The following is a 13,143-nucleotide window of genomic DNA, read 5'->3' on the forward strand; positions in this document are numbered from 1 at the left end:
CCGTTGGAAACATCCGTCTTTCTTCAAGCTATCTATGAAAATCGTTTGTAGATGCAGGAAAGCAACGGACATCTAGAACCTCTATCTATTCTTCATGAAAAGATAGCGGCCGCTTCCACGAACATATGAAACATGATATTCATATGAATCCTTCCTAGCCCCTGCTTAAGTACAAGAGACGGCTCCACACAAAAAAGACACTTTTTTCTTGTTTCTGCTTCAAGTAAAAAAAGCTTCCTTTCATAAAAGGAAGCCTTCTTATAGTTGACTCAATCGGATTTAGAATCCTGGCCGGGATTAGCCGTCGACAGCTTTTCTTTTGCAAATCGTATAAATTCCTGCGCAATCTGTGATAAGCTTGCATCCTTTCTCCAAATCATTGCCAGATTCCATTCGATTTCCGGATTAGTGACGGTGATCGTTTTAAAATCATCTGTTAGTTCTATACACGTACTTTCAGGCAGCAAAGTAATACCTATATTGTAGGCAACCAATTCTTGAATAAACTCCAGTTGTGATGTTTCCGAAATAATTTTCGGTTGAAAACCGGCTTCTTTACAAGAATTGATGACAAGATTTCTTAGCACAAAATCCCGGTCGAACATAATAAAGTCCTCTTTTTTTAGCTCCTGCAAAGACACTTCTTGTTTTCCCGCCAGACGATGAGACGAAGAGACAACTAGTTTTAATTTCTCATTCACAAATATAATACTGTCAAGATTTTCATTTTCCTCAGAAAGAACAACGACCCCAAAATCCAATAAATTATTGAGAACCTTCTCTTCAACTGGTTTGGAACCATCCTCTTCTAGTAGGAAAATCACCTCTGGATATTCTTCATGAAACGATGCAATCAATTTTGAGAAGAAAATGGAATTCGTAATCGTAGGTAGCCCGATGCGAATTTGTCGTTTTCTTTGCATAAACATTTTATCTAGTTCTGCATCCAATTGCTGCAGCTGATTTTCAATTTTTAAAGCATGTTTTTTTAAAATACGGCCTGCATCCGTCAATATCAGCTTTTTTCTAGTACGTATGAAAAGCGGTGCTCCAATTTCATCCTCCAATGATTTGATAATTCTGCTGAGAGCAGGCTGCGTAATGAACAGGTTCTCAGATGCAGTGGTAAAATTGCCGGTACGTGTAACCTCAAGAAAACACTTCAATTGTTTAATTTCCAATTGAATCAATCACCCTATTACATTTTAATGATAATAAAGTTTACCACACTTTTCACTTTAGCGCTTTAAATTTGTTTCATCAAATAGGCGAAGCATAAAGCCTTGATGTTAGACTAAAAAAATGGATACGGAGAACAGAGAGAAATAAACATAATTGGTTAATCGCATTTAAGAAACAAGAGTTTGTATATTTTATTGCAAATTCACTATTACATGGAGAGGCTTGTTCGTCTTGCAAATTCTTATCACTTGCTTTCGCAAAAACTCATACGTTAGAGGCTCACAGTCAAGCATATAGAAATGAAAAAAAGTGAATGTTCTGATTTGCCACTAGCTGTTCTAGGAGGCGCCATCTTTTCTCCTTAAGCCGAGATATTTTTAAAATCGATTTTCATTTCGTATTTGGACTTTTTTGGCAGGTAATGGTCATTTCTATTATTGCCACATTACTTTGATTTTATTTACTAAAGAAATCCCTCCGTTAAAGCAAAAAAATTTTTTTTCTAACACTCATTTTCGGATATGCATGCAACATTTCTCAATGAAACAATAACCATTTTAACATGTTATAGGTACTCTAATTTGTTACGATTCAAAACAACATCATTACTTTCTCGTATTGCTGTTTTCTAAAGTGCTTTTTTAGGTTTGTTTTGAAATATGCAACTTAAAAGCCCTCTCATACCTGCATTCTAAAAATAAAACGGTAAATATAAAAAAATCTTGTTTACCAGTTCCATAATAGCAATAACAGGTAGCGGCAAAATGGAAAGAACATAAAACCTAAATTATTAAAGCATTTATCCACTATTAATACTACGGCTATCTTTACTAGAAAAACATTCTTCATTTAAAACTTGTCAACATTTTTTTCAGCAATCCGCTTGGAGTTGCTTCACTATTTGAAAGACAGCCTATCTCACCAAAAACTAGAAAACTATCTTTTGCTCTTGAAACCGCCACATTCAACAAACTTTTTTTTGCATCAATAAAATAACATCCATCATCCTTACCATATACAGTGGACATAATAATCACATTTCGTTCTCCGCCTTGGAATGTATGCACAGTTCCAACATCAACCACTTTTTTAAGCTCTTCTGGCAAAATTTTCTTAATCTCTGCAACCTGCATTTTAAAAGGGGTTATAATACCTAGAATATTTTTGGGGTTTAACGTTGGGAACTCAGCTTTGTATGCAGCTTTTATTTGTTCAAAATTCTTCATTATCCAATTTACAATTTCTCTGGCTTCCTTTTCATTATATCTACTACCCGCTCGTTTACTAGATTTCTGACTATCTACTTGATAATGCCCAAAATGAGGAATTGACAGTTTCCTTAATGGACATTTTTCATCATTTCTACCATAGCCCCTTTTTGGTTCTAAATTCCCTTTATAGACTAGATAATTACAGTATTCAATAATATCATTATAGCAACGACGATGCTCGCTTAAAAACAACCCTCTTTCACCAAACTTTTCGTATTGACAGCTTTTGCAAGCAACTTTCATCACACTAGACTCTGAAGTGTTTAAGCCTAAAGTTCTTAATTTTTCAAACTCGTCTTTATTTTGGATCACTTTGGCTGCTATAGCTAATGAAATATCTAATGATTTATTAATATTCCAAACAGGTTCAATTTGATATATATCTCCTACTACAACTGCCCGTTTAGCTAATGAAAACGAACATGCAGCAATTTCAGGAGTCACTTGTCCTGCCTCATCGACTATTAATAAATCAATTTTATTATATAAGTACTGTTCTACTCCATCATACGCAAGAAAAAGCTTTGGTAATTGGTAAAATGTCATCACATAGCAGGGTGTAAGCATACTTAAGTTTTCATAAAACAGCTCTAAAACATTTTTGAAATTTTTTCCCCTTTGTTCAGCACTTAATTTCTTTGCTTTTAACCATTTACATTCATAATAATGGACCGATAGCCAAAAGGAAGTATACCTTAAGCAGGTGTCTAATAATTTATTCAAATCATCTATTTTTGATTTACTTGAGATCTTAAAGTCTTCTCTGTTTATCAATTTTAGGTTTATTAAATTATCAATAACGGACTGTATAGATGATTTTAATGCTTTTACTTTTTTTGAAACTTCTTCCTTCTCCCTGAGATTTGTTCTGACTTCTTTAGCTATCGAACTGTATTTATCAAAAATTTCATCTATGTCCATCGATTCTTTTAAAAAATCTTCCTCTGGACTAATAAAGATACTTAATCTGTTCAAAATTTTCTGTTTGAAAGTTGGTATAAATTTTAGCCATCGATAATAAAATGGAATTCTTCTATATTCATTTTGCCATTCATTTTTCCGATGGTTTATATAATCTAATTTTTCTCTATCAGCTGCTATTTCTTTTTCAATCGCTTGAATAAAAGCATTTATACTTTTCTCACCATTACAAATTTCAAAAAATTCATGGAATAACTGTAAAATATCATCAGTATATTTTTTTATTTCCTTTAACCGTTGCCAAATTATATCTTCACATTCGTTTAAAGTGTTTATTTTTGTATTAAAATAATGAGAGCATTCCCGTAAAAATTTTTCTTTGGAAGCTTGAATGTTTTCGTCGCTTTCCACTCTCTCAAAGAAGTTTTCACCTTTTTGATTCGTATGTTGAAAACCTTTTTTTTCCGCTTCATTCACTTTTCTTGTGGATGGAAAATAGACCGCAAAACTATTAACACCTTCTATCCATCTATTTTCTAAATTACTATGCTTCCACTTTTTTGTAATTTTCCCGAATGATTCTATAATATTTGTAACGGCTTGATTATTTGTAGATGAAGCTACAATTAAAGGAGGTTTTTCTTTTTTTAAAGCTCTCTCGACATATAAATTGGCAACCAAAGATTGCAATAACGTCGTTTTTCCCGTACCAGGAGGTCCATTTACGGCCAAAATATCACCATCCTCCATATTATTGAAATGTATCAAACACTCCCTCTGAGAAGGAGACAGCTTATGAATCCCATTCATTTGACCGATGTGCTTTTTTGACTCCTCTATTGAATTTTTTATTAGCGGCTTTATAGGACTAAATTCTTGTTTTATAAAGTTTAAATATAATTTGGATTTTAAATAATCTCCTTCTTGTAAAAAATCATATAGCTTTAAAATACTTCTTGTCGAAACAATAGAATTATCTTTCAGCAAATAGATTTTATCTTCAAGCTCTATCCCATTCACTGATTGATCTGTTATCTTACTTCCTGTGACGGCTTCATACATTTCTTTGCATAAATTAAAATAAGTTTTCCAATCCGTGCTATTTTTTAGTTCGTTGTGATGGTTAGTCATAAAATCATCAAAAGCTTCTAAATGGCCTACTGCTAATGTAGTATCGACTATAGGATATAGATATTCTCTTGGTATCCACGGAGATTTATTTTCTGAAGGATAAAGTTCCCCATTTTCATCTAATAATGCGGGAATAAAAAATATGCCAGATAACGTATCATTATTGTTATTAACCCCTTCTTGCACTGTAAAAATCCTTTTAATCGTTTTCGCTACAATTATTACTTCAAGTTTATTTCCACTTTTTTCTTTAAATATTTTTTGTAAGTTGTTTTCTGATATCTTACCTAGTTCAACTTCTTCCAAAGATACAATTTCATATTCACTGTTTTTAAAATCAATCGGGAGTTTTGCGGCAATACTATCTCTGAAATACTTCGTCATTCGTAAATTGCTGTCCATAAACTCACTCCATTGAAGTTGTTTATTATATTATAATATATTTCGAAAGATAGTTATTTTCTAAAATTTTTGACCAAATTAAAAAGACATTGATCATTCAATCAGTTCTTTATGTGTCCCTTGTTCTATAATTCCTTCTTTCGTGATAACTAGAATTCGATCGGCATTTTTAATTGTAGCTAAACGATGAGTTCCTTTTATCATAGCTATTTTAAGAACTTTTATAAAACAAAAAACAGCCTAACTAATTTAGTTAGACTGTTTATATGACAAGATCCAAAAACTCATTCACTTATGGTACGTTTTTGCAAACTTTATGAGATGGTAAAACTTTATCTGAGGAAACCAAAACGTTATCTCCTTTATATCTATATCCTTCCGGTTCTCTTACATTCGAATTTTTTTAATTAATGGCCTTACAGTAACTTTTTTCATCATCGCTTACGATTTTAAAAAATCTATTAAATTCTTAAGAGTATTAATTAATGTATCCTTGTTTATAATATCAGCGGTAGTGGTTAATACATTGAAAAAATTGAGAAATTATGATAAATTAGATTAGAAACACATTTTTGTTTAAATTAAAAAATATTTACCCTATTATAATTTTACAACATAAAGTTCCTTCAGTCAACCCCTATTTCTCATTATTTTTAAAGTCCTGCGGTAATATGTCAAGGTGAAAAATCATAGAAATTGGAAATTCCCTTGTCCGATGATCCGAAAAAAGGCAATACTGAAGAAACCCAGTATTGGTACATGTAATAAACTGGGTCTAAAGGTTGATATTGGTATACCAGATCGATCCTCTTATCGATCTTCCCCCTTTCTTGGCGTGTAGATTTGACCGTTGCGTAGCAGCGCATCGATCACACGCACGAGTTTTCTAGCGGTGAGGACGAGGGCTCGTTTATGTTGGTGTTTGGGCACTTCCTCATACTTCTTCCGGTAGTACGCACGAAACGTCGCATCATGCCGTTGTACCGAGTTGGCAGCCTCCACTAGGTAGTAACGGAGATAGCGATTGCCGGAACGAATGAGGGAGGTGTCCTCGGCTTGAAAACGGCCCGATTGGTGCTTGGACCATGTCAAGCCGGCATATTTTGCCAAGGCGGCCTGATTGTGAAACCGCTCGATTTGCCCGATTTCGGCCAGGATGCCTGCGGTATAAACCGGTCCGATGCCTGGGATGGTTTGCAGTGTGTTCGGAATGCCTTCAAGATGGCGGGTAATGGCTTTATCGAGCTCTTTGAGCTGCGATTGCAGGCTGCGGATTGATTGAATCGACAGCCCTAACAGCAAGTCGATGGAATCCTCGACACACTTGGACAACCGATACGACGAACGGGCCGCCTTTTGAATCGACTAAAATGAAATTTTTTCAGATTGTGGTGGGCTGGCCCACCACGATCTGAACTAGCTCCCATGAAGTTATCAAAGAACAAAAATCTAACTGGAAAATACCTCAAAAGAGGATTCTAAAAATACTATACGAGGAGTGCTTAATATGAATACAGAACTTCGGCAGGAGCAAGAACGATTAGACAGCATAATGGCGATCATTGTGGAGCAAATCGGCATGCTGGAAAACGAAACCTCCCAGCGTCGAAAAGAAGTGATTGATTTCCGCAAACATTTTTGGGATGACGTCAAGGTGAATACTGATACGTTCGACGATTATCTTGAGACGATCATCGCCTTGAGACAACAGGCGCAGAACCTGTCCGTGAGCCAAAGCACCCACAGACAAGCCTTCAAGAGGTTGTCCGCGCTGCGCCGCATGCAGGAGGTGCCTTATTTCGGTCGAATCGATTTCATTGAGGAAGGGTCTTCAACTGCTGAACGAATCTATATCGGTATCTCCACGCTCACGGATACAAGCGGAGAGAACATCCTGATCTACGACTGGAGGGCGCCGGTCTCGAGTGTCTACTACGATTACGCGCCCGGCCCGGCCGAATATACTACTCCCGGAGGCACAGTCCGCGGCATGCTGGAGAAAAAGTGGCAATATATCATCCGCGGCGGCGTTATCAAGTCGATGTTCGATACGAGTCTCACCATTGGAGACGACATTTTACAGCAGGTGCTTGGCAGAGTGACAGACAAACATATGCACAACATCGTGGCCACCATTCAACGGGAACAAAACCAGATCATCCGTCATGATCGCGGGCGGCTGCTCATCGTGCAAGGACCCGCCGGCAGCGGCAAGACATCGGCCGCCCTGCAGCGGATCGCTTACTTGCTCTACAAGTATCGGGATAAGCTGAGAGCCGATCAAATCATTTTATTTTCACCTAATTCGATGTTTAACAGCTACGTATCCAATGTGCTGCCCGAACTAGGCGAAGAGAATATGCAGCAGGCCACCTTCCAGGAATATTTGGAATATCGGCTGAGCAAAGAATTTCAAATCGAGGGTCCATACGAGCAATTGGAATATGTGTTGACTGAAGCGGATGACTCTTTATACCGGACTAGAACTGCGAGCATCCGATTCAAGGCATCAACCCGTTTCTTCGAGACGATTAAAACATACTGTAAGTCGCTGGAATTATCCGGCATGCTATTCAAAGATATTCTATTTAGAGGAAAACCGATCATCACCGCCAAACAAATCACAGAAAGGTTTTATAGCAGCGACACCTCGCTCCGTTTTCACAGCAGACTTGAAAAGCTGGCAGATTGGCTAAACAAGCAAATCGATGAAGCGGAGAAGCTTGAACGGACTAAGCCATGGGTGCAGGAAGAAATCGAGCTGCTTAGCAACGAGGATTATCATAAAGCTCATACTCTCTTACGGAAAAAACGCGGCTTTAAAGCAGAAACGTTGAACAACTATGAGAACGAGATCGAAGCGCTGGGCCAATTGATCGTTCGCAAGAAGCTGAAACCGTTGCGCAAACGGATCCGAACGCTTCGTTTCATCGACATGAAGGGAGTATACAAGCAGCTTTTCGCCGATCCAACGCGGGTCAAACAGTGGATGGAAGTGGAAACACCCGAGGAGTGGGAGGATATTTGCCGATTGACTGTAAAAACGCTAGACGAAGGCAAACTGTTTTACGAAGATGCAACTCCGTATTTATTTTTGAAAGAGCTGATTCAAGGCTTTCAGACGAACGTCTCGATCAAACACGTGCTTGTAGACGAAGCGCAAGATTATTCTCCGTTTCAATTCGAATTTTTGAAGCGTTTGTTTCCTTCGGCGAGGATGACTGTGCTCGGCGACTTTAACCAAGCGATATTCGCTCATGCCAGTGAAACGGTCGATTTCCACACGCTTACCAGCCTATACGGACCGGATAAAACGGATTCGATCACCTTGACCCGCAGTTACAGATCCACAAGACAGATCATTGAATTTACGCGCGGACTCGTGCCCGATGGCGAACGGATCACTGCTTTTGAACGCGACGGCGATAAGCCTGTGTTGACGAGAGTGTCCGATCAAGCTGAACTGCACCGCTGCATTGCTTCCAAAGTCGTGGACTTGCGGAAACGGGGATATAATACGATCGCGATTATATGTAAATCTGCTGCGGAAAGCACCGCCGCATACGAAGCACTGAAAAGCGTTGAAGATATAAAACTTGTGAAGAGCGGCTCTACCGAATATGAACAAGGTGTTGTCGTTATACCGGCGTATTTGGCGAAGGGCATCGAATTCGACGCCGTCATCATTTATAACGCTTCATCGCACGTATACGGCGTTGAGAGCCTGCGCAGATTGTTCTACACCGCCTGCACCCGGGCTATGCATTACTTGCAGCTTTACAGTGTAGGCGAACCTAGCCCCTTTTTACAGAACGTTGCGCCGGGTAGTTTCCTTCAGATCCCGGGTTAACACGGGACTGGTCTGGTATCTGAAATGTATCACTGTCATTAAACGGCCATATATGATATAAAAAACCACTTGCCAGCATCCCTTCAATACCATACCCCGAGTTGGGCAACTTGTTTAATGGAAGGTAATGAAGGGATGTCAGCAGTGGCTGAAATAAATTATATCAGACATGTGAAATTCTATATGATGTGTTAAAAGTTCTGTAAGCAGCAAGGTTCCGTAATTTTTCGGTAAAAGCTTTTTTACTAGGATATCGCGAACAGATCAATACACAATATCCAATTTATGCCCGGCGCATATATACACGGACGGTGATGGGCGCAAAGATTGCTACGATGGATGCAGCCCCGATGAGAGAGACGGCGAAATCTGAGCCAATAGTTCCATCATTGATCAGATCACGGACGGCAGTAATAATATGCGAGATCGGATTGATCTTCGCAAACCATTGGAGCCAATCGGGCATCGTCTTGACTGGCACAAAAGCATTGGAAAGAAACGTAAGTTGAGCTTTTCATCCTAACAAGCCTCGCAGCAGTTTGTAATCGGGAATTGGTTTTCCCAATCCTTGTTTCCTAAACGTTCCCGGTACAATGGTCACTATAGAGCATGTCGCTTTGCCATCAAGTGGATTAAATGACAGATTTCATCGTATCTTTTAGCACTGAAACGGAATAATTAAATTGTTCTTGTTCCTTTTCGTTCAGTTCAATTTCGATTATTTCGTGCACGCCGTTACGATTAAGCTTGGCTGGTACTCCAATATATACATCATTTTGTCCATATTCACCTTCTAGATAGGAAGATACTGTCAGGATACTATTTTCATTTTTAAGAATTGCTTTTGTAATTCGGACAAGGGACATTCCTATTCCATAGTATGTCGCCCCTTTTCGCTCAATGATATGATAAGCAGCGTCACGGACGTTTACGAAGATCTCCTCTAAACATTCTTTCTTTAAATCTTTCTTTCGCTCTAAAACATCATCAAGATTCTCTATTCCGATCTTGGCATGGCTCCAAACCGGAAGCTCGGTATCTCCATGTTCCCCTATGATAATTGCATGAATATTTCTTGTATCCACATTGAAATACTTCCCTAATTCAAATCTTAGACGTGCAGAATCTAAGACTGTTCCTGAGCCAATGACGCGTTCCTTTGGCAGTCCTGACTCCTTCCAAGTGACATAAGTTAAGATATCTACTGGATTTGTTGCCACTAAAAATATGCCATTAAATCCACTTTTCATAATCTCTTTTATAATTTGTTTAAATATTCGCGTATTTTTCTCAACTAACTGCAATCGGGTTTCACCTGGTTTTTGTGCCAATCCCGCAGTGATAACAACTAAGTCCGCATTGGCGCAATCTTGATAAGAACCGCTCCATACCTTTATTGGCGAAGGTGCAAACGGCACTCCATGATTAAGATCCATCACCTCGCCTTCAGCTTTTGCTTCATTTATATCAATTAAAACTAATTCCTCAACGACCCCCTGATTAATTAGTGAATAGGCATAACTGCAGCCTACAGCACCTGTTCCAACGATTACAACACGATTTACTTTTTCTTTATTCATGGTTATACATCCCCCTTAAAATGTTATATGATTAAAATAGGAACCAGCTAACTAATCCAATTACAGCAAGCAAACATAAGCTATATTTAATTGTCACTTTAAATAAATCACTTTCTTTTCCTGCAAATCCAACTGCCGCAGCTGCAACTGCAATTGATTGAGGTGAAATCATTTTAGCCATTGTACCACCCATTACATTGACAGCAACCATCGTTTCGGGTGCTATTCCAATTTGTGAAGCAGTGACAGCTTGAAGTGGAGCAAATAAGGAACCGCTGTTTACAACAGAGCTGGACTAAATCCAAGCCCCACTAAAATGGCTGCTGTTATGGCAACGGGTGCTCCAAATCCTGCAGCTCCTTCTAAAAATGCCCCAAATGAGAATGCCCCAATAAGAACTTGCAATTCTTTGATCCTCTGTAATAAAAGAAATACTAATGGCAAATTTTCCGGTTTTTACTGATATTTTATAAAGGAAAATAGCAGCAAATACGATTGATGCTACTGGCCATAAACCGACTAAAATTCCATATATCGCAGACATCAAAACTAAGATTGCAGGCATTTTATAAATAAAGACGGCAAAAATGCCTGCAGCAATTATGCTGAAAAGCCCTGCTATATATCCTTTTAATTTAAATACTGTCAGCAGAACAATAAAAACGATGATAGGAACGGCAGCTATAATAGCTGAAAGCCATATATTTTCCAATGGATTATAAACTTGCTCCCATACATGCATCTTGTTCAGCCCCTATACTTTAAAATCGACGAAATGATTTTGTGATATATTTCACAATATGTATTACATCCTCCCCCTAAATTATTTATTTTGCTTACAAAGTTAGTATAACATCTGTTTGTGAAATTTTTCACAATATATATGAAAAAAATATGAACTTTTGAGACATGTTGAGTAAAGTAATGATAAAAAGGAGAAAATCATTTATGAAGGAATAAGAGGGTTAGATAATCTTTAAAATTTAATATAAAAATATAATAATTAACTAGATGAAAAGTGATGAGGACGACTAAACTTACTATTTTATAAAATAAAAATTTTACGTAAATTTTTTTACATGTCTATTTTCTTGACATAATACCAAGACGAATATAGTAAAAAAGGGCTGTTCAGAATGAGGCATCCAAGTTTTTTGATGGAAGATCTACACACTAGGAATAAGTAAACTAAAATTCATTTTACCCATAATAACAAAATGCAACTGTTCGTAAATTCACCGGTCTAATCAACTTAGAACTCCGGAATCTTCTTGATCGTCAGCAATTCACCATGATGTAGAGCGAGTTGTTTAGGATTCGATAATTGATTCAATAAGAGTTTTCTCCGTTCTACAATTTTTAAAGGGTGTCGGTGTGTATTTAAAATGTGAGCAATTTGAATGGTACATGTCTTATAGTAACTGCATACGTCGAGAATATATTTATGAAGCAATGGCAATCCAAAATCATCATATGCTTCTAAAGTTTCAGGATCACACAAACCATAAACGATTTCAATTTGCACGGGATAATCGAATCCATCTACTTTTTCATCACTTTCTGTTAAGTCAAGAGTTTGATCAAGAGCTATTTTACTCCCATTTAAATTAATAAAACCACTTTTAGAGTATATACCTGATGGTAGTTTAATATCTGAGGCAAGGTAATAATAATATGTCATAGAAAACCCCTCTCATTTAATGACTTCATCTGTATTTGCGCTAGATAAATTAATTCGGGTCGCAAAACGTCCTTGGATTTTGGAAAAATCTTTTTTCGCTATGGACATTAAGTGACGCTTTTATTTTTTCTTGAGATGTGACAATGACCCATGCTTGGCCCATTGTTGCACTTCGTACACCCTCATTAATCGGACGAAAAATTTCTTTTTTAAATATTTCTTTAACTAACACATAATCTTCTCCTCTATGATATTCTCGTTAATTGATACTGATCTTCATTATGTAAAATCCCAAATAGTCGTAGGTCTAATCCGGTAAAATGACCGGGGTAAAAAAGTATAATTGGTTTACGTTTTTTTGCAAGCAAAAAGTGCAGAGAATTGCAAAATCCTTATGCAGTGATATGCAATGGGGATTTACATGGAGGAGGAGCCATGATAACCTTTTTTGGTTTTGCCAAAACTGTTGGCTAAAGAATCATGGCTACAGAGGATCCATGTCAAGCCCTTGATGGATAGATCACATATATGTATATTTATTCAAAATTTTGATAAAGCACTGTATTTTTTTCTTGTAGAAAACATACTACCATCTCAAAGGTGTCATTGTTAATTTCTAATTCTTCTGCGGATACTTTATATACTGTTGTATCATCATCACTTGAAACTACTTCAACTGTTTCATCAATACTTACATCAATTTGTTCTGTACTTTCAAAAATTTCTTCTGTATTTGGGAAATTGGTTATTTCTTCCGCAAATGCAACCGGAGCAACTCCAGCAATATTAATAAACAAAAAAGTAGCAACTAATAATTTAATTAATTTCTTTTTCATCTTTTTCATTTAGAATTTCCTCTACCCTTTCTTTTTGTAATGTTAGAAAACCTTCTCCAAATTGTACTTTGTCACCTAACTTCACAACATAATTGGAGAGTTCTTCTTTGATGGTGCTGGCATTATATTTTGAGTCGCTTCTATTCAGGATTGCTGCAATAACACTAGTGGCATATGCAGTAGCGAAAGACGTTCCTGAAAATGTTGAGTAGGATCCTTTGTTATCTGTAGAGATAACTTCTACACCTAGAGCTGAATAATCTATTTTCCCGACTCCCGAATAAGGATC

10 protein-coding genes and 3 pseudogenes are annotated in these 13,143 nt (G+C 37.3%); 1 reads left to right on the top strand and 12 read right to left on the bottom strand.

Annotated features, from left to right (window positions below):
* Window positions 1–269: 269 nt before the first annotated feature.
* The 3 genes and pseudogenes from NST97_RS12655 to NST97_RS12665 all read right to left on the bottom strand — a co-directional run.
* Window positions 270–1,181 (bottom strand): LysR family transcriptional regulator, encoded by a 912-nt coding sequence (locus tag NST97_RS12655; protein ID WP_066251505.1) that lies wholly within the window; start codon window positions 1,179–1,181, stop codon window positions 270–272.
* An 846-nt stretch (window positions 1,182–2,027) separates the two neighbouring features.
* Entirely contained in the window at window positions 2,028–4,907 is a 2,880-nt protein-coding gene (locus tag NST97_RS12660) for an AAA domain-containing protein (RefSeq protein ID WP_339198123.1), read from the bottom strand.
* Between the two features lie 810 nt (window positions 4,908–5,717).
* Window positions 5,718–6,272 (bottom strand): annotated as a pseudogene (locus tag NST97_RS12665) (IS110 family transposase); the annotation flags it as partial.
* Between the two features lie 142 nt (window positions 6,273–6,414).
* Between NST97_RS12665 and helD the strand changes: the two are divergent.
* Entirely contained in the window at window positions 6,415–8,757 is a 2,343-nt protein-coding gene (gene helD / locus NST97_RS12670; protein WP_339210692.1) for an RNA polymerase recycling motor HelD, read from the top strand.
* 283 nt (window positions 8,758–9,040) lie between these two features.
* Here helD and NST97_RS12675 read toward each other — a convergent pair.
* The 9 genes and pseudogenes from NST97_RS12675 to NST97_RS12715 all read right to left on the bottom strand — a co-directional run.
* Window positions 9,041–9,262, bottom strand: a pseudogene (locus tag NST97_RS12675) (ABC transporter permease); the annotation flags it as partial.
* 127 nt (window positions 9,263–9,389) lie between these two features.
* Window positions 9,390–10,337, bottom strand: a complete 948-nt coding sequence (locus tag NST97_RS12680) for an L-lactate dehydrogenase (RefSeq protein ID WP_339198129.1) — start codon at window positions 10,335–10,337, stop codon at window positions 9,390–9,392.
* A gap of 31 nt (window positions 10,338–10,368) precedes the next feature.
* Window positions 10,369–10,569 carry an L-lactate permease gene (locus NST97_RS12685; protein ID WP_235600454.1) on the bottom strand — a complete coding sequence of 67 codons (201 nt, stop codon included), beginning with the start codon at window positions 10,567–10,569 and terminating at the stop codon, window positions 10,369–10,371.
* A 59-nt stretch (window positions 10,570–10,628) separates the two neighbouring features.
* Window positions 10,629–11,079, bottom strand: a pseudogene (locus NST97_RS12690) (L-lactate permease); the annotation flags it as partial.
* 510 nt (window positions 11,080–11,589) lie between these two features.
* Window positions 11,590–12,018, bottom strand: coding sequence for a hypothetical protein (locus NST97_RS12695; RefSeq protein ID WP_339193689.1), 429 nt, complete (start codon window positions 12,016–12,018; stop codon window positions 11,590–11,592).
* Window positions 12,019–12,067: 49 nt separating this feature from the next.
* The gene (locus NST97_RS12700; protein WP_144598567.1) at window positions 12,068–12,250 is read right to left on the bottom strand and encodes a hypothetical protein; all 183 of its coding nucleotides are present in this window, start codon (window positions 12,248–12,250) and stop codon (window positions 12,068–12,070) included.
* 13 nt (window positions 12,251–12,263) lie between these two features.
* Entirely contained in the window at window positions 12,264–12,386 is a 123-nt protein-coding gene (locus NST97_RS12705; protein ID WP_242009369.1) for a BREX protein BrxB domain-containing protein, read from the bottom strand.
* 168 nt (window positions 12,387–12,554) lie between these two features.
* Entirely contained in the window at window positions 12,555–12,863 is a 309-nt protein-coding gene (locus NST97_RS12710) for a hypothetical protein (protein ID WP_144598566.1), read from the bottom strand.
* Window positions 12,835–13,119, bottom strand: a complete 285-nt coding sequence (locus NST97_RS12715) for a S8 family serine peptidase (RefSeq protein ID WP_339200062.1) — start codon at window positions 13,117–13,119, stop codon at window positions 12,835–12,837. Before NST97_RS12715 ends, NST97_RS12710 begins: the two co-directional genes overlap by 29 nt.
* Between the last annotated feature and the right edge of the window lie 24 nt (window positions 13,120–13,143).

It is taken from the genome of Aeribacillus sp. FSL K6-1305 (assembly GCF_038050115.1).
GTDB classification, from domain to species: Bacteria; Bacillota; Bacilli; order Bacillales; family Aeribacillaceae; genus Aeribacillus; species Aeribacillus composti.

Excerpts from the sequence above, each read along its gene's own strand:
- NST97_RS12660 (WP_339198123.1), bottom strand. The coding sequence starts at position 4,907 with ATGGACAGCAATTTACGAATGACGAAGTATTTCAGAGATAGTATTGCC.
- helD (WP_339210692.1), top strand. The coding sequence starts at position 6,415 with ATGAATACAGAACTTCGGCAGGAGCAAGAACGATTAGACAGCATAATG.
- NST97_RS12680 (WP_339198129.1), bottom strand. The coding sequence starts at position 10,337 with ATGAATAAAGAAAAAGTAAATCGTGTTGTAATCGTTGGAACAGGTGCT.
- NST97_RS12695 (WP_339193689.1), bottom strand. The coding sequence starts at position 12,018 with ATGACATATTATTATTACCTTGCCTCAGATATTAAACTACCATCAGGT.
- NST97_RS12710 (WP_144598566.1), bottom strand. The coding sequence starts at position 12,863 with ATGAAAAAGATGAAAAAGAAATTAATTAAATTATTAGTTGCTACTTTT.